16 protein-coding genes are annotated in these 17,163 nt (G+C 68.5%); 12 read left to right on the top strand and 4 right to left on the bottom strand.

From position 1 onward, the window contains the following. Positions 1-7 precede the first annotated feature (7 nt). Positions 8-862 (top strand): sulfurtransferase, encoded by an 855-nt coding sequence (locus tag F3I16_RS07025; protein WP_160493013.1) that lies wholly within the window; start codon positions 8-10, stop codon positions 860-862. A 39-nt stretch (positions 863-901) separates the two neighbouring features. Here F3I16_RS07025 and F3I16_RS07020 read toward each other — a convergent pair whose 3' ends face one another. Further along, positions 902-1,651: an AraC family transcriptional regulator gene (locus F3I16_RS07020; protein WP_160078838.1), complete on the bottom strand. Its 750-nt coding sequence runs from the start codon at positions 1,649-1,651 to the stop codon at positions 902-904. Here F3I16_RS07020 and F3I16_RS07015 point away from each other — a divergent pair. From F3I16_RS07015 to F3I16_RS06975, 9 genes are all read left to right on the top strand, one after another. Beyond that, positions 1,604-2,893, top strand: coding sequence for a methyl-accepting chemotaxis protein (locus F3I16_RS07015; RefSeq protein ID WP_372239606.1), 1,290 nt, complete (start codon positions 1,604-1,606; stop codon positions 2,891-2,893). The genes F3I16_RS07020 and F3I16_RS07015 overlap by 48 nt on opposite strands. Further along, a complete protein-coding gene (locus F3I16_RS07010) occupies positions 2,890-3,588 on the top strand; it encodes a hypothetical protein (protein ID WP_160493012.1) in 699 nt (232 codons plus the stop codon). Before F3I16_RS07015 ends, F3I16_RS07010 begins: the two co-directional genes overlap by 4 nt. 69 nt (positions 3,589-3,657) lie before the next feature. Beyond that, complete coding sequence (gene lon, locus F3I16_RS07005) at positions 3,658-6,045, top strand: endopeptidase La (protein ID WP_160493011.1); 2,388 nt, start codon at positions 3,658-3,660, stop codon at positions 6,043-6,045. A 104-nt stretch (positions 6,046-6,149) separates the two neighbouring features. After that, positions 6,150-6,551, top strand: a complete 402-nt coding sequence (locus tag F3I16_RS07000) for a protease inhibitor I42 family protein (RefSeq protein WP_160493010.1) — start codon at positions 6,150-6,152, stop codon at positions 6,549-6,551. A gap of 114 nt (positions 6,552-6,665) precedes the next feature. Next, positions 6,666-7,355, top strand: a complete 690-nt coding sequence (locus F3I16_RS06995; RefSeq protein WP_160493009.1) for a lysoplasmalogenase — start codon at positions 6,666-6,668, stop codon at positions 7,353-7,355. A 350-nt stretch (positions 7,356-7,705) separates the two neighbouring features. Further along, entirely contained in the window at positions 7,706-8,275 is a 570-nt protein-coding gene (locus tag F3I16_RS06990) for a hypothetical protein (protein ID WP_256670111.1), read from the top strand. A gap of 68 nt (positions 8,276-8,343) precedes the next feature. Beyond that, the gene (gene cmoA / locus F3I16_RS06985) at positions 8,344-9,087 is read left to right on the top strand and encodes a carboxy-S-adenosyl-L-methionine synthase CmoA (protein ID WP_160493007.1); all 744 of its coding nucleotides are present in this window, start codon (positions 8,344-8,346) and stop codon (positions 9,085-9,087) included. Beyond that, positions 9,084-10,052: a tRNA 5-methoxyuridine(34)/uridine 5-oxyacetic acid(34) synthase CmoB gene (gene cmoB, locus F3I16_RS06980; protein WP_160493006.1), complete on the top strand. Its 969-nt coding sequence runs from the start codon at positions 9,084-9,086 to the stop codon at positions 10,050-10,052. Before cmoA ends, cmoB begins: the two co-directional genes overlap by 4 nt. A gap of 153 nt (positions 10,053-10,205) precedes the next feature. Next, positions 10,206-10,895, top strand: coding sequence for an ABC transporter substrate-binding protein (locus F3I16_RS06975; protein WP_160493005.1), 690 nt, complete (start codon positions 10,206-10,208; stop codon positions 10,893-10,895). Here the strand turns inward: F3I16_RS06975 and F3I16_RS06970 are convergent. Beyond that, positions 10,892-11,728, bottom strand: a complete 837-nt coding sequence (locus F3I16_RS06970; RefSeq protein ID WP_160493004.1) for a S1 RNA-binding domain-containing protein — start codon at positions 11,726-11,728, stop codon at positions 10,892-10,894. The genes F3I16_RS06975 and F3I16_RS06970 overlap by 4 nt on opposite strands. Positions 11,729-11,974: 246 nt before the next feature. On the opposite strand from F3I16_RS06970, the gene F3I16_RS06965 reads away from it, so the two are divergent. Continuing rightward, positions 11,975-14,176, top strand: a complete 2,202-nt coding sequence (locus F3I16_RS06965) for an LTA synthase family protein (RefSeq protein WP_160493003.1) — start codon at positions 11,975-11,977, stop codon at positions 14,174-14,176. Positions 14,177-14,190: 14 nt separating this feature from the next. Here F3I16_RS06965 and F3I16_RS06960 read toward each other — a convergent pair whose 3' ends face one another. Next, on the bottom strand, positions 14,191-15,336 hold the full coding sequence (locus F3I16_RS06960; protein ID WP_160493002.1) for a PQQ-dependent sugar dehydrogenase: 1,146 nt from the start codon (positions 15,334-15,336) through the stop codon (positions 14,191-14,193). Between the two features lie 101 nt (positions 15,337-15,437). Between F3I16_RS06960 and F3I16_RS06955 the strand changes: the two genes are divergently transcribed. After that, positions 15,438-16,160 carry an rRNA pseudouridine synthase gene (locus F3I16_RS06955; protein ID WP_160493001.1) on the top strand — a complete coding sequence of 241 codons (723 nt, stop codon included), beginning with the start codon at positions 15,438-15,440 and terminating at the stop codon, positions 16,158-16,160. A 241-nt stretch (positions 16,161-16,401) separates the two neighbouring features. On the opposite strand, the gene F3I16_RS06950 is transcribed toward F3I16_RS06955, so the two are convergent. Continuing rightward, complete coding sequence (locus F3I16_RS06950) at positions 16,402-17,097, bottom strand: ABC transporter substrate-binding protein (RefSeq protein ID WP_256670110.1); 696 nt, start codon at positions 17,095-17,097, stop codon at positions 16,402-16,404. Between the last annotated feature and the right edge of the window lie 66 nt (positions 17,098-17,163).

Here is a 17,163-nt window from a genome sequence, read left to right as displayed (position 1 = left end):
AGTTCCCATGCCGCTCGCGCAACTGCTCAACCCCGCTCAACTACAGACCCGCCTGCACCAGCCGAACCTGGTGATCCTCGACTGCCGCTTCGCCCTCGACGACCCGGGCTATGGCGCGCGCAGCTACGCCGAGGGGCATATTCCCGGCGCGCAGTTCGCCGACCTGGAACGTGACCTGTCCGGCCCGGTGCACAAGGGCCGGACCGGACGCCACCCGCTGCCGGAGGCGGCCCAGCTGCTCGCGCGCCTGCGCGCCTGGGGCATCAGCCAGGACAGCGAGGTGCTGCTGTACGACGACGGCCCCGGCGCCTTCGCCGCGCGCGCCTGGTGGTTGCTGGCCTGGCTGGGCAAGCGCGAAGGCGTGTACCTGCTCGATGGCGGGCTCAAGGCCTGGAAGGCCGCCGGCCTGGCGCTGGACGCCGCCATCCCGGCAGTCAGCCCCGGCAGTTTCAGCGGCCAGGCCGACCCCAGCCTGCTGCGCGATGCCGCGCAGCTGCAGCAGGACCTGCACAGCCCGGCCCTGACCCTGCTCGACGCCCGTGCCCTGCCGCGCTTTCGCGGCGAGGTGGAACCGCTGGACCCGGTCGCCGGGCATATCCCCGGCGCCCGCTGTGCGCTGTTCACCGACAACCTGGACAGCGACGGGCGCTTCCTGCCCGCCGCCGAGCTGCGTCAGCGCTTCGCCGCCCTGCTTGGCGAGCGCCCGGTGCAGGAACTGGTGGCCTACTGCGGCTCGGGCGTCACCGCCTGCCACAACCTGTTCGCCCTGTGCCTGGCCGGCTACCCGCTGGCGCAGCTGTATGCCGGTTCGTGGAGCGAATGGGTGACCGACCCGGCCCGCCCGGTGGCGACCGGCGACTGAGTGCTGCGCTAACGGTGGGTGGAGCCGCTGGCCTGGCGCTTACTGGTTGCGCAGGCGCTTGGGGGTGAGGCCGAGGTAGCGGCGCATCGCCGTGGTCAGCGCGCTCTGGCTGGAAAAGCCGCACTCCTCGGCGATCCGCACCAGCGGCAGCGGGCTCTCGCGCAGCAGGCGCGCGGCGCGGTCGAGGCGGGTCTTGAGCAGGTACTGGTGCGGAGTGAGGCCGAGGCTGTCCTTGAACTGGGCGTGGAAGTGGCTCGGGCTCAGGCAGGCGACCTGGGCCAGCTCGATCACCGTGATGCGCCGCGCCAGGTGCTCGGCGATGTAGCGGTCGAGCCGCTCGACATCCAGCGCGCCGCCTCCCGGCGCGGTCTGCTCGCCGAACAGGCGCAGGTGCAGGGCGCGCAGCAGCACGCCGCCGAGGGCGCGGGCCAGGTGCGGGTCGCTGCCATAGCGCGCCAGCTCGGCCCCGGCGTAGCTCAGCAGGTTCTGGAAGTCGGCATCCAGCGCCGGGTAGCGCGGGCTCTCGAACAGCTCGGCGAGCAGGCTGAGGTCTTCCGAAGACGTGCCCTGCTCGTCCAGGTCGAGAATCAGCATGCGGTTGTCGCCCATGCCGGCGAACTGGTGGTCGGCATCGCCCGGCACCAGGCAGGCACGCATGCGGCAGACCTCGCCGCCGCGGCCATTGACCTCGAATTCCGCGCGCCCGGACAGCGACATCACCAGCTGGTGATAGTCGTGGGCATGTTCGTGGGCCTGGTCATCCAGGCGCAGCAGGCGGGCTTTGAGCATGTGCGGGTGCAGGTCGGGGGTAATCTTGCACTTTACCCAGTCGGGCCGCCCGACGACAGGGCTACCGACAGGCGGCAGGCAAATCTGCCCGGCTGGCCAGCATCTTGCTACGCCCTCGCATTACTGCCCTGTCTGAAGTTGGATGCCCCTATGCTGGAACTCGGCGTTTACTGCCTGGAACGCTGCGGCTCTGCGCGCGCCTGGCTGCTCGCCCTGCTCGCCCTCGCCACCACCCTGCTGGCCCTGCTCGGCCAGCCCTACCCGGCCGCCGCGCTGCTGCTCCTGCTGCTCTATCTCGGCGGCGCCCAGCACCTGCTCTGGCGGCGCCTGCAGCGCGACCAGCAGCGCCTCCTGCAGCAGCTCGCCAGCCTGTTCGGTGGCCAGGCCGAAGTGGCGCAGCTGCTGGTCAGCTGCAGCGGCGAGCAACGCAGTGCCGAGCGCCTGCGCAGCGAGGTGCAGTTCGCCAGCGCCGCGCTGGAACACATGGCCAGGCAGACCGAGCAGCAGGGCGAACAGCAGAGCCAGCGGGTCGACATGATCGCCGCCGCCAGCGAGGAAATCAGCCAGACCCTGCTGCACATCGAAGGTCTGGCCGAACAGGCGCTGCAGGCCTTCGCCCGGATGCACCAAATGAGTGAGGACGGCCGCCAGGATGCCCAACAGGTGGGCGCCACCATGCACGGCATCCAGCTCAGCCTGGGCCGCACCGCCGAAGCGGTGGGCCAGCTGCTGCAGCACACCGGCGCGGTGGAGCGCGCCGTGCAACTGATCCAGGCGCTGGCCAAGCAGACCCAGTTGCTGGCCCTGAATGCCTCGATCGAGGCGGCCCGCGCCGGCGAGCATGGCCGCGGCTTCGCCGTGGTCGCCGCGGAGGTGCGCAACCTGGCGCAATCCACCGACAGCGCGGCCAGCGAGATCACCGCCGTGGTCGGCGCGATCGCCCAGGCCGTCGGCCAGGTGCACGGCGAAGTCGGCGAGCACCGCGAGCTGCTGGACGCCAGCGGCCGGCAGAGCAGCCAGCTGGCGGAGCAGTTGCGGAGCCAGGCCGACTTCAGCCAGGACACCCTGCAGCGCTTCGGCGCCATGCGCCAGGCCCTGGCCGAGCACACCCAGGCCAACCAGTCGCTCAACCAGCAGCTGCACCAGATCGGCGCCGCCCTGCAGCAGCAGAGCGCAGAGAATCATGAGCTGCACGACCTCACCCTGTACCTCACCCGTCTGACCGGAGGCACCGCGCCATGAGCCCCACTCTCTTGCTCGCCGGCGCCGCCAGTGCCGCCCTGCTGCTCGGCGCCGGGCTGTTCCGCTGGCGCAAGCGCGACCGCGCGCAGCAGCGCCGCCAGGCCCTGCAGCAAGGCCTGCTGCTGTGCCTGGAGCTGCTCCAACGCATCCAGAAGCACCGCGGCCTCGGCGGCCAGGGCGGTGCATCGGCGCGCCAGCAATGCCAGGCCCTGGCCGCGGAGATCGACGCGCTCTGGCGCGGCGCCCCGGCCGATCCGGCCCTGGACCGGCTGCGCCGGCGCTGGTTGCCGCTGCGCCAGCAGGCCGGCGATTTCGACGGCCACTGCCAGTTGATCGAGCTGCTGCTGGAACACACCCAGCTGCTCGAGCTGCGGCTGGTCGGCCTGCACGCCGAGCCCGCCGGCATCGCCCGCGACTGCCGCGAGCTGGAGGAGCTGGCCCGCCTGCGCGGCCTGGCCGTGCGCGGCGCCGGGGCGCCGCGCTGCCCGCTGCCCTTGCAGGTGCAGCTGCGCTACCTGAGCCAGCGCCTGCAACCGCGCGCGGCACGCCAGAGCGGCCTGGCGCGGGCCCTGGACAGCCTGCAGCGGCAGCTGATCGACCCGCCGCGGGTGCTGATCGCCCCGGCCGAGTGCTTCGGCCTGCTCACTCCGCTGATCGACGAGCAGCTCGGCCAGCTGCGCCAGCGCCTGAACTGAATGGCGGATTGAAAAGCCGGCCGGCTCGCCCCATCTATCCTTGCAGAGCGATCGATCTGGAAGGGTCCCATGAGCGAGCAAGACAACCACGCGGAATTCATCACGGCCCCGGGCACCCGCCTGGCCCTGCCGGGGCAGAACCTGCCGGACAAGCTGTACGTCATCCCGATCCACAACCGCCCGTTCTTCCCGGCGCAGGTGCTGCCGGTCATCGTCAGCGAAGAGCAGTGGGCCGAAACCCTCGACCTGGTGGCCAACACCGAGCACAAATGCCTGGCGCTGTTCTACGTCGACCAGCCGCTGGATGACCCGCGCCACTTCGATACCGCCAGCCTGCCCGAGCACGGCACCCTGGTACGCATCCACCACGCCAGCCGCGTCGACGGCAAGCTGCAGTTCGTCGCCCAGGGCCTGTCGCGGGTGCGCATCCGCGGCTGGCTCAAGCGCCATCGCCCGCCCTACCTGGCCGAGGTGGAATACCCGCTGAGCGCCGACGACCCGCGCGACGAGGTCAAGGCCTATGGCATGGCGCTGATCAACGCGATCAAGGAACTGCTGCCGCTCAACCCGCTGTACAGCGAGGAGCTGAAGAACTACCTGAACCGCTTCAGCCCCAACCAGCCCTCGCCGCTGACCGACTTCGCCGCCACCCTGACCACCGCCCCGGCCGCGGTGCTGCAGGAGGTGCTGGACTGCGTGCCGATCCTCAAGCGCATGGAGAAGGTGCTGCCGCTGCTGCGCAAGGAAGTGGAAGTGGCGCGCCTGCAGAACGAGCTGTCGGCCGAGGTCAATCGCCAGATCGGCGAGCGCCAGCGCGAGTTCTTCCTCAAGGAACAGCTGAAGATCATCCAGCAGGAGCTGGGCATCACCAAGGACGACAGGAGCGCCGACGTCGACGAGTTCCGCGCCCGCCTAACCGGCAAGAGCCTGCCGCCCCAGGCGCAGAAACGCATCGACGAGGAACTCAACAAGCTGGCCATCCTCGAGACCGGCTCGCCGGAGTACGCGGTGACGCGCAACTACCTGGACTGGGCGACCAGCGTGCCCTGGGGCGTGCTCGGCGAGGACAAGCTCGATCTCAAGCGCGCACGCCGGGTGCTGGATGCCCAGCATGCCGGCCTGGATGACGTGAAGGAGCGCATCCTCGAATTCCTCGCCGTCGGCGCCTTCAAGGGCGAGATCGCCGGCAGCATCGTGCTGCTGGTGGGCCCGCCGGGGGTGGGCAAGACCAGCATCGGCAAGTCCATCGCCGAGAGCCTGGGCCGGCCGTTCTACCGCTTCAGCGTGGGCGGCATGCGCGACGAGGCGGAAATCAAGGGCCACCGCCGCACCTACATCGGCGCCCTGCCCGGCAAGCTGGTGCAGGCACTGAAGGACGTCGAGGTGATGAACCCGGTGATCATGCTCGACGAGATCGACAAGATGGGCACCAGCTTCCAGGGCGACCCGGCCTCGGCGCTGCTGGAAACCCTCGACCCGGAACAGAACGTCGAATTCCTCGACCACTACCTGGACCTGCGCCTGGACCTGTCCAAGGTGCTGTTCGTCTGCACCGCCAACACCCTGGACTCGATCCCCGGGCCGCTGCTCGACCGCATGGAAGTGATCCGCCTGTCCGGCTATATCGCCGAGGAAAAACTGGCCATCGCCAAGCGCCACCTGTGGCCCAAGCAGCTGGAAAAGGCCGGGGTGCGCAAGGCGCAGCTGAGCATCAGCGATGCGGCGCTGAAGGCGGTGATCGACGGCTACGCCCGTGAGGCCGGGGTGCGCCAGCTGGAGAAGCAGCTCGGCAAGCTGGTGCGCAAGGCGGTGGTCCAGCTGCTGGAGCAGCCGGAGCGCAAGGTGAAGATCGGCCCCAGGGACCTGGAAAGCTACCTGGGCATGCCGCTGTTTCGCAGCGAGCTGCTGCTGTCCGGGGTCGGGGTGATCACCGGCCTGGCCTGGACCAGCCTGGGCGGCGCCACCCTGCCGATCGAGGCCACGCGCATCCACACCCTCAATCGCGGCTTCAAGCTTACCGGCCAGCTGGGTGAGGTGATGAAGGAGTCGGCGGAGATCGCCTACAGCTATATCAGCTCCCACCTCAAGCCCTTCGGCGGCGACCCCGGCTTCTTCGACCAGGCCTTCGTCCACCTGCACGTGCCGGAAGGCGCCACGCCCAAGGACGGCCCCAGCGCCGGCATCACCATGGCCAGCGCCCTGCTCTCCCTGGCGCGCAACCAGGCGCCGAAGAAAGGCGTGGCGATGACCGGCGAGCTGACCCTCACCGGCCAGGTGCTGCCGATCGGCGGGGTACGGGAGAAGGTCATCGCCGCGCGGCGGCAGAAGATCAATGAGCTGATCCTGCCGGAAGCCAACCGCGGCGACTTCGCCGAGCTGCCGGACTACCTCAAGGAAGGGCTCAGCGTGCACTTCGCCAAGCGCTTCGCCGACGTGGCCAAGCTGCTCTTCGATTGACCGCCGGGCCCGGCACGGCATGCCGCCCCGCGCAGCGGGGCCATGCCAGCGCCGGTCCATTACCGCTATGCTGTGCGGGTTTTCGTTGCCACCGGAGTCCCGCCATGAACCGCCCCCAGCGCCTGCTGCTGCCCGCCGCCCTCATCCTCCTGGCCGCCTGCGCCCAGCAGCAACCCAGTAGCGTCAGCCTGGAGGAAAAACAGCTGGGCCAGTGCCCGATGCAGCTGCGCAACGGCCAGACCCTGACCATCCGCCTGCCCAGCAACCCGACCACCGGTTTTCGCTGGGTGGTGGCCGATGCCGCGCCGGGCGTGCTGCGCAGCCTCGGCCCGGAGGTCTACACCACCCCGGAAGACGCCGGCCTGGTCGGCAGCGCCGGGCAGTCGACCTGGCGCTACCTGGCGCAGCACAACGGCAGCGGGCGCCTGCTGATGCACTACCAGCGGCCCTGGGAAACCGGGGTGGCGCCGGCCAAGACCCTCGACTGCCGGATCGAGGTGCGCTGAGCCGGCTGGCCGCGCCGGCAGCGCGCTGACGCCATTGGCCGCTCGCCCTGGCGTGCAGGGCCCGCCCCGCGCGGCGCGCGGCGGCAATAATGGGCAAAAACGAGAGCCCACCCCATGCGCCTGTTTGTCTGCCTGCTCGCCCTCGGCGGCGTTGCCCTGTTCCTGCTCGGCCTGCAACTCGAACTCAAGAGCCTGTGCCTGCTGAGCAAACCCCTGCCGATGATCGCCCTGCTGTTGTGGCTGCGCAGCGCGCCACCCAGTGCCTACCGGCGCTGGATCGGCAGTGGCCTGTTGCTGTCCCTGGTCGGCGACCTGCTGCTGGAATGGCCGGCCGATCTGTTCGTCTTCGGCCTCGGCGCGTTCCTGCTCGCCCACCTGGCCTATCTGGTCGCCTACCTCGGCGCGTGTCGGCGCCCGGCGCCCTTCGCCCTGCTGCTGGCCGGCCTGGTCGCCGGCGGCATGTTCGCCCTGCTGGCCAGCGCCGGCCTGGGCGCACTGCTGCTGCCGGTCGCCGTCTACAGCCTGGCCATCGGCTGCATGCTCTGGCGTGCCCTGGCCCGCCTGGGCACGGCCGGCAGCGCCCGCTCGAACTGGCTGGCCGCAGGCGGCGCGCTGCTGTTCGTGCTGTCGGACAGCCTGATCGGCCTCAACCGCTTCGTCGCCCCCTTCGAGGGTGCCCGCTACGCCATCATCCTCAGCTACTGGCTGGGCCAGTGGGGCATCGCCGCCTCGGTGCTGGCCCTGCAGCCGAGCCGGCCTCGCCCGGCCGCCGCCACGGTGCTGCCGGCCAGCCCGCGACCCTAGCGGGACGGACAATCCGCAGGGGCAGCGATTGCTCGACAGCCCGCGGCCAAGGGCGCTCCCGTGGTTCCGTTCGTCGGGAAAGCCTCCCCGACAAAGGCGATGGGGAAACCCGCGACGGCCCTGCCGAGCAAGCCGCTCCAGCCGCCCGCCAGCGCTCTGGGACAAGCATCCGCTGGCCGGCCCATGCCCTTGAGGCCATCCCCCGCCGCCCGCAGCGCCAGCCCCTCAACCCTCGCCATCCTCGGCACGGCACGGGTGTAACAAGCCTTTACCTTGTGTGCAAATTTTGAGACGGCAGGCCTCCGCCAAATCGTCTATAGAGAGAGATAGGGGCTAATCAGGAGAGGATGATGCGCGGCCACACATGGGTCATCATGCTGTTCCCATTGCTGTGCGTGGCGGGCTGCAGCAGCTTGCTGCCCAGCGAGCGCGCCGAGGCGATTTCGCCATTCAGCGACTATCTCGATGCGGAAGTCCGCTACGCCCAGGCCGTGCCCGGCAAGACCACGCGCACGGAGCTGTTCTCCCTGGGCTTCGACCCGCTGGCCCAGGGCAACGGCAAGATGCTCTCGTTCATCGACCTGCGCCTGATGTTCGTGCAGCCCAACGTACCCATCGACTACCTGCCGGCCAGCCTGATCCAGTGCCTGGAGGCCAAGGACCGCTGCATCGGCTACGCCTTCGAATTCAACAAGACCGACACCCAGCGGGTCGGCAGCTTCTGGGCCGACGTGCTCAACTTCCGCAAGCAGCGCGAGCTGCAGGGCTGGACCTTCCGCGCAGTGTTCGTGCTGGTCGACGACGTGCTGGTGCACAAGGTCAGCAACGGCGAGCCGAACATCCGCCGCTACGAGGTCAAGCGCAACCCGCTGGGCCCGCTGCAGGGCGCGGGCGAATTCTTTTCCGACCAGTTGAAGTGATGGTGGTTGGGCCGGGGCCGGCTCTTGGCTAAAATGCCGGCCTTTTCGCCAGAACCGCCGGAATCGCCGTGACCACCCAGCCCGACCGCCTCTTCGCCCAGCCCCATGCCGAGTTGCAGGATTTCACCTTCAACGAGGACGTGGTGCGGGTGTTCCCGGACATGATCAAGCGCTCGGTGCCCGGCTACCCGACCATTGTCGAGAACATCGGCGTGCTGGCCGCGCAGTTCGCCCAACCCAACTCGGCGCTGTACGACCTGGGCAGCTCCCTCGGCGCGGTGACCCAGGCCCTGCGCCGGCATGTACGCACGGAAGGCTGCCGGGTGATCGCGGTGGACAACTCGCACGCCATGGTCGAGCGCTGCCGCGAGTACCTGCACGCCCAGGACTCGATGTTCCAGGAGCTGCTGCCGGTGGAGGTGCAGGAAGGCGACATCCTCGCCCTGGAGTTCGCCCCGACCTCCCTGGTGGCGCTCAACTTCACCCTGCAGTTCATCGCCCCCGAGCAGCGCCTGGCGCTGCTCACGCGCATCCGCCAGGCCCTGCTGCCCGGCGGCGCACTGATCCTCTCGGAGAAGCTGCGCTTCGAGGACGAGCAGCAGAACGCCCTGCTCACCGACCTGCACATCGCCTTCAAGCGCGCCAACGGCTACAGCGAGCTGGAAATCGCCCAGAAGCGCAGCGCCCTGGAAAATGTGATGAAGCCGGACAGCCTGGAACAGCACCGCGAACGCCTGCTCGCCGCCGGCTTCAGCCAGGTGGTGCCGTGGTTCCAGTGCCTCAACTTCGCCTCGCTGGTGGCCCTGCCATGATCGCCGCCCTCGACCTCGACGCCCTGCAACAGACCCTGGCCGGCAGCCCGCTGCAGGACTGGGCGGCCGACCTGCCGGCACAGATCGACGCCAAGCTGGCGGTCGGCCACGGCGACCTGCAGCGCTGGTACGCCGCCGTGCAGAGCCTGCCGGCACTGCAGGCCGAACGCCGGGAACTGCGCGAGCAGCTGCGGCTCGACGGCCCCTGCGATGAGGCCAGCCGCGCCCAGCTGCTGGGCGCCCTGCAGGGCCTGATCCCCTGGCGCAAGGGGCCGTTCGACCTGTTCGGCGTGCACATCGACACCGAATGGCGTTCGGACTGGAAATGGGCGCGAGTCGCCCCGCACCTGGACCTGCGCAACAAGCGTATCCTCGATGTCGGCTGCGGCAACGGTTACTACCTGTGGCGCATGCTCGGCGCCGGCGCTGGCAGCGTGGTCGGCGTCGACCCCAACTGGCTGTTCCTCAACCAGTTCCTCGCGGTCAAACGCTACCTGCCGGACCTGCCGGCCTGGCACCTGCCGCTGGCCCTGGAAGAACTGCCGGGCAAACTCGAAGGCTTCGACACGGTGTTCTCCATGGGCGTGCTGTACCACCGCCGCTCGCCCATCGACCATCTGCTGGAATTGAAGGACTGCCTGCGCAAGGGTGGCGAACTGGTGCTGGAAACCCTGGTGGTGGAAGGCGATGCCCAGCAGGTGCTGGTGCCGGAAGATCGCTACGCGATGATGCGCAACGTCTGGTTCCTGCCCTCGGTGCCGGCCCTGGAGCTGTGGCTGCGGCGCGCCGGCTTCGTCGACGTGCAGTGCGTGGACGTCTCGGTGACCAGCGTCGAGGAGCAGCGCGCCACCGACTGGATGCGCTTCCAGTCGCTGCCGGATTTCCTCGACCCGGCCGACCACGGCCGCACCGTCGAAGGCCTGCCGGCTCCGACCCGCGCCGTGCTGGTAGCACGCAAGCCCTGACTCAGCAGAAGGTCTGATTGCAGCACCGCCGGATCGGTGCAAACTCGCGCTACCGAAAGCGCTTCCTGATTGGGACATTCGCCTATGCGCAGCCTGGCGCTGCTGTTGCTCGCACTGGTTTGCAGCGCGTCACTGCGAGCCGCAGAGGCGCCCATGCTGCAGCTCTACACCGAGGAATATCCGCCGGTGAGCTTCAGTCGCGACGGGCGGGCCGAAGGCATGGCCAGCGAGGTGGTACGCGAGATTCTCCGGCGCCTCGGCGAACCGGCGAGCATTCAGGTCGTGCCCTGGGCCCGCGGTTATCAGACCGTCCAGAAAACGCCGAACACGGCGCTGTTCGCGACCATTCGCACCCAGGAACGGGAACCGCACTTCAAGTGGGTGGGCCCGATCCTGCTGGCCCGCGACGCCTTCTACACCCTCAAGGGCTCCGGCGTGCAGATCCGCAACGCTGCCGACCTGCAGCGGGTCGAGGCCATCGCCATACCCCGCGACTGGTTCACCTACCAGGAATTGAGCGCCAAGGGCATGCGCAACCTGCAGGGCGTCACCGAACCGCAGCAGATGTTCAAGATGCTGCGCCGTGGCCGGGTCAAGCTGATCGTGGCCGACAACCTGAGCTTCTACAGCCAGGGCGAGGCGGCCAGCCAGGTCGACTACCTGACCCCGGCCGAAGTCGAGGTGGCCTTCCCCTACCGCACCTCGCTCGGCTACATCACCTTCTGGCCCGGAACCGATGACGCGATCATCCGCCGCTGGCAGACAACGCTCGAGCAGATGAAGGCCGACGGCAGCTTCAGCCGTATCTACCAGCGCTGGCTGCCAGGCGAGCTGGAACCCTAGACCAGCTCGATGCGATCGTCGTGAATGACGATCAGCCCCTGCTTGAACAGGCCGCCGATGGCCTTCTTGAAGTTGCCCTTGCTCACTCCGAACGCCTGGGTGATGGCTGCAGGCTCGCTCTTGTCACTCAGCGCCAGGCTGCCGCCCTGCTCGCGCAGGCGGGCCAGGATCTGCTCGCTGAGGCTGCTGGCCGCGGCCTGGCCGACCGGCTGCAGGCTCAGGCTGATCTTGCCGTCGGCACGCAGCTCCTTGATGAAGCCCTTCTCCTGCATGCCGCTACGGAGGAACTTGAACGCCTCGTTCTTGTGGATCAGGCCCCAGTGCTGGTTGTTGATGATGGCCTTGAAGCCCATGTCGGTCTGCTCCACCACCAGCAGATCCACGGCCTCGCCGACCTTGTAGCGCGGCGGCGTGTTGTCCAGGTAGCGGTCCAGGCGCGCGGTGGCGGTGATGCGCTTGGTGCGCTTGTCCAGGTAGACATGCACCACGCAGTAGTCGCCGACCTGCAGCGGACGCTTCTCTTCCGAATGCGGCAGGAGCAGGTCCTTGGGCAGGCCCCAGTCGAGGAACAGGCCGACCCGGTTGATCTCGACCACCTTGAGGCTGGCGAAGCCGCCCACCTGGACCTTGGGCCGTTCGGTGGTGGCGATGATGCGGTCTTCGCTGTCCAGGTAGACGAACACGTTGAGCCAGTCGCCGACTTCGCTCGGTTCGCCCTTGGGCACGTAGCGGTTGGGCAGGAGGATTTCACCGTCGGCGCCGCCGTCGAGATAGAGGCCGAAGTCGGCCTGCTTGACCACCTGCAATGAGTTGTAGCGCCCGATCAGAGCCATGTTCACCACCTTGTCTGCAAGGCCGGCATTCTACCCGTTGCCACTGCCGCGCGCTGCCCCGGCGGGCGAATGGCCGGCGCCCCTTCGTCGCCCGGTACGCCCGCTCCTCGCCTGCGGCCGGTTTGCCGCACATTCGGCACTGGCGCGTAGCACGGTCATGTTTCAGAATCATGGCAGGCAGCAACTTCGGCTCGCCGAACTGGTCCTAGCTACACGGATTCTCGCTGTCCGATTTCAGGAGCTCCTGTGCGTCCCTTCAGCCGCTGGCTGCCATACCCTGCCGTGTCGCTCTGCGCCCTCGGCCTGCTGTTCATCATCCTGCCGATTGCCAGTCGCTATTGGCTGGGCTGGTCGAGCCTGGCCGGCTACCTGTCCGACCTCGGCATCGGCAGCCTGCTGCTGCTGCTCAGCTACCGCCGCCCGCTGCTCGCGGTGCCGCTGATACTGGCCTGGGGTCTGATGCTGCTGGGCAATGCCGAACTGGTCGCGGCCGTGGGCCGCATGCCCGAACCGGGCGACCTGAAATACCTGAGTGACCCGCAGTTCGTCGGCCGCTCCACCCAGGGCGCCGGGATCACTTATCCCGCGCTGGCCATCGCCCTGATCGGCATCGCCCTGGCCTGCCTGCTCAGCGGGCGCAGGCGCTGGCCGGCACTGCCGCGCTACAGCCTGACCGTGCCGCTGGCCCTGCTCCTGGGCCACGCCGCCGACCAGCGCTTCAACCCCAGCGAAGCCGACCAATGGCAGCAGTTCAACCTGCCGCACAAGCTCCTGGCGGAAAGCCTCAACCGCGCCCAGCTCGGCGTCGAGGACTGGCTCGACGGCGACGACGCCAGCAGCCCGCCGGATATCGCCGGCCTGAGCAAACTGGACCTCGCCGGGACGCCGCTGCTGGCCGGCGCCGGCAAGGCGCGCAACGTGCTGATCGTCACCCTGGAAGGCATTCCCGGGGCCTATATCGCCGCCAACCGCGCGGCGATCGACAGCAGCTACAGCGAAGAGCTGATGCCGCGCCTGAGCCAGTGGGCCGAGCGCAGCATGACCACCCCCGACTACGTGCTGCACAGCCACCAGACCATCCGCGGCCTGTACGCCATGCTCTGCGGCGACTACAGCAAGCTCGACTCGGGCACGCCCAAGGGCGTCGAACTGCTCAACAACCAGGCGCGCAGCGAGCAATGCCTGCCGGCGCAGATGCGCTCCCAGGGCTTCAGCACCCACTTCCTGCAGGGCGCAGGGCTGCGTTTCATGGCCAAGGACCAGATCATGCCGCAGATGGGCTTCCAGCAGACCCACGGCCGCGAGTGGTTCCGCAACAAGCCCTACCTGGAATTCCCCTGGGGCATGGACGACAAGGCCTACTTCGAAGGCGCCCTCGGCTACGTCAAGCAGCTGCGCAAGCACAAGCAGCCGTGGATGCTCACCCTGCTCACCGTCGGCACCCACCAGCCCTACTCCGCGCCCAAGCAGTACCTGGAGCGCTACCCCACCGCCAAGCAGGCCGCCATAGGCTACCTGGACGACGCGGTGGCCGACTTCCTCGAAGGCCTGGAAAAACAGGGCGTGCTCAAGGACACCCTGGTGATCGTCACCTCCGACGAGTCCCACGGCCTGGAAAACGTGCGCCTGGCTTCGGCCTGGGGCTTCAACCTGGTGCTGGCGCCCGACCAGGCCGCCCTGCCCAAGGTCAAGCCCGGCGTCTATGGCCACGTCGACCTGACCGCCTCGGTACTCGACTACTTCGCCTTGCCGGTGCCGGACAACATCGCCGGGCGCTCGCTGTTCCGCGACTACAGCAGCAGCCGCGAGATCATGTCCTACACCAACGGCATGCTGCGCCAGCACGACGGCGCCGTGTTCACCGAGTGCAACTTCCAGCAGGTCTGCCGGCGCTATGCCAGCAAGGGTTTCATTGCCGACCAGGCCGAGTACCTCGGGCGCATCAGCGGCAAGCAGGCACGCCTGGTCAGCCAGCGCGCCGCCCTGCTCGACCAGTCGATCAGCGGCGGGCAGGTCGGCCAGCGCTACCAGTTCGCCAACCGCGAGCGCATCGACCTGAAAAGCGAAGCGCGCGATGACTGGGCGGACAACCTGATCGGCGCGCAATACCTGGAAATGCCCGAAGGCACGCGCACCCGCGTGACCCTGAAGATCGAGGCCGTGCGCCTGGATCGCCACGGCGCCAGCCTGCGCCTGAAGACCAAGGAATTCGACCGCGACGTGCAACTGAGCATTCCCGAGCTGCCGGCCCTGCAGCGCGGCAAGACGGTGACGCTGAGCTTCGACTTCGACAACCCCAAGACGCGCAAGGCGTTCTCCTTCCACCTGCTCGGCGAAGGCCGCGGCGCCATCCGCATCAGCGACTTCAGCGTGGTCACCGAGCCGCTGCCACCGGAACTGATCGCCGTGCAGGCCCCGGAAGAAGCCCTGGAAACCCTGGCGCACTAGGCGCCAGCCGCCCCCTACGGCTGGCGCAAGCCCAGACGCAGCAGCTTGCCGTCGGCCTCGTCGGTCAGCAGGTAGAGGTAGCCATCGGGCCCCTGGCGCACGTCGCGGATGCGCCAGCCGCGCTCAGCCAGCAGGCGTTCCTCGTGCACCACCCTGTCACCGTCCAGTTGCAGGCGGATCAGCGCCTGCCCGGCCAGGGCGCCGATGAACAGGTTGTGCCGCCAGGCCGGGAACCGTTCGGCCGAGTAGAACGCCATACCGCTGAGCGCCGGCGACTTTTCCCAGACATGATGGGGCGGCTCGGTGCCGGCCACCCGCTCGCCCCTGGCCTCGGGGATCGGCAGGAAGCTGTAGTTGACGCCATGGGTCGCCAGCGGCCAGCCGTAGTTCCTGCCGGCCAGGGGGATATTGATTTCGTCGCCGCCGCGCGGGCCGTGCTCGTGCAGCCACAGCTGGCCGCTCCAGGGATTGAGCGCCGCGCCCTGGGCATTGCGATGGCCGTAGGACCAGATTTCGCCGCGCGTCCCGGCCCGAGCGGCGAAGGGGTTGTCCGCCGGGATGCGGCCATCGGCATGCAGGCGCACCAGCTTGCCCTGCAGCTTGTCCAGCTGCTGGGCGGCGGCGCGCTGGCCGTTCTCGCCCAGAGTGATGAACAGCAGCCCCTGGCGATCGAACACCAGCCGCGAGCCGAAGTGGATGCCGGTGGACAGCTTGGGCTGCTGGCGAAAGATCACCGCAAAGCCCTCCAGGGCCAGCTGGTCGTCACTCAGCCGGCCGCGGCCGACCGCCGTGCCGGCCCGCTCGCCGCTGGCATCCGACTCGGCATAGCTGAGGTAGACCAGGCGATCGCGGGCGAAATCCGGCGACAGCGCCACATCCAGCAGTCCGCCCTGGCCCTGGGCAAACACCGCCGGCACGCCGCGCAGCGGCGCCGACAGGCGGCCCTGGCCGTCCAGCCAGCGCAGGCGTCCGGGCCGCTCGCTGATCAGGCTGCCCTGCCCGTCCGGCAGGAACGCCAGGCCCCAGGGGTGCTCCAGGCCGCCCACCAGCACCTCCAGGGTCAGCTCGCCCAGTTCGCTGTTCTCCACCTGCGCTGGCGCCGGCAGCGACCAGCCCAGCAGCAGGCAGCACAGGCCCGCGGGCAACAGGTGCTTGAGCATGGGTGTTCCTCCTCAATGGCAGCATTGTTGTCGCACAGTCCCGGCGGCGGGCCCAGGCCGGTTACAATCACCCTTCATTTCCTTTTGTGACTGTAGCCACCATGAGCGAACCCGAGCGTCTGTCCAAACGCCTGACCCAACAGCTGCCCTGCTCGCGCCGCGAGGCGGAGCTGTATATCGAGAACGGCTGGGTCACCGTCGACGGCCGCGTGGTGGAAGAGCCGCAGTTCAAGGTGCGCGACGAGCAGATCGCCCTGCTGCCGGGCGCTGTGGCGCAAACCCTGCCGCCGGTGACCATCATCCTGCACAAGCCGGCCGGTCTGGGCTGTGGCCTGGGGGCCAACTCGGTGCAGCAGTTGCTGACCCGGGCCAACCAGATGGCAAACGATGCCAGCGGCATTCGTCCGCTGCAGCGCCACTTCACCCGCCTGGACATGCTCACTCCTCTGGAAACCGATGCCAGCGGCCTGCTGGTGTTCAGCCAGAACCGCTCGGTGATCCGTCTGCTCAAGGACGACGGCGACCAACTGGAGCACGAATACGTGGTCGAGGTCAGCGGCGAGATCGCCAGCAACGGCCTCAAGCGCCTGGCCTTCGGCCTCAGTTACAAGGGCGTGACATTGGCGCCGTGCAAGGTCAGCTGGCAGAGCGAGAACCGTCTGCGCTTCGCCATCAAGGCGGTGCAGCCGGGCCAGCTGCGTTTCATGTGCGAAAGCGTCGGCCTGCAGGTCGACGGCATCCGCCGCCTACGCATCGGCCGCACCGGCATGGCCAAGCTGCCGGTCGGGCAGTGGCGCTACCTGGGGCCGAACGAGAAGTTCTGACGCTCCTTCAGAACCTGTTACGCGCTGCTACGCCGCGCTGTTGTTTGGCTCAAGCGCTCGCGGTGGCTGCTCTGGCTGTTCGTGGGAGCGAATTCATTCGCGATCAGGGCCTACGCCGAGCTGCCTGTTTATCGCGGATAAATCCGCTCCCACTAAAGCTCGATGGCCTGTGCAACACGGAACTGGTACATAGCCTTTTTAACGCAGTATGGCCGACAGTCAGGGGATCGTAGACAGGTTCTCAGTAATCGGCGTAGCGCTGCTCGATCCGCAGGTACTCGCCACTGGCGCGGATCGCCGCCAGGCCGCGGTCGAAGCGCGCGCGCTGCGCATCCAGGCGAAAGCCGACGCTGTAGGGCGTGGCTGGCAGCACCTGGTACCAGGTCAGCGCCTGGCGGGTATCCACCTGCCCCGCCACCTCGCGGTTGAAGTAACCCAGGATGCGCGGATCGCCCACCACCACCTCGACCCGCCCGCTGTACAGCAGGCGGTTGCGGTTGATCTGCTGCGCCTCCTCGCGGTAACGCGGATTGGCGGCGGCCATGGCCTGGAACTGCGGGCCGAGCAGGTAACGCGCACGCTGGAAGGTGCTCACCGAGTAACCGGCCAAATCGTCGACGCTGTGGATCCGGTAGCCGCGCGAACTCAGGGCCACGGCCGCGTTGTGGTAATGGATATAGGTCGCCGAGTAGTGCGCCGGTATGCCGCTGCGCGGATTGGTGGTGGCGATGCCGTCCAGGTCGCCGCGGCGCAGCGCCAGGTGCAGGCGCTCCATCGGGGCGTAATGCGCCTGCAGGGTAAAACCGGCCTCCCGCGCCGCGGCCGCCACCAGGTCGTATTCCAGGCCCCGCGCCTCGCCCTCGAACACATAGGGCGGCTTGTGCGTACCGAAACCGATATGCAAGGGCTCGGCCGCCGCAGCGCACGTCAACCCCATCAAACCCGCCAGCCAGCCACAACGCCCCATGCCCACCCCCGATCCATGGCCAAGAATAGGCTGCCT

Origin of the sequence: Pseudomonas sp. L-22-4S-12, from assembly GCF_009799935.1 — a bacterium.
In the GTDB taxonomy this organism is placed as follows: Bacteria; Pseudomonadota; Gammaproteobacteria; order Pseudomonadales; family Pseudomonadaceae; genus Aquipseudomonas.
This window is presented reverse-complemented; position numbering and strand designations above follow the sequence as displayed.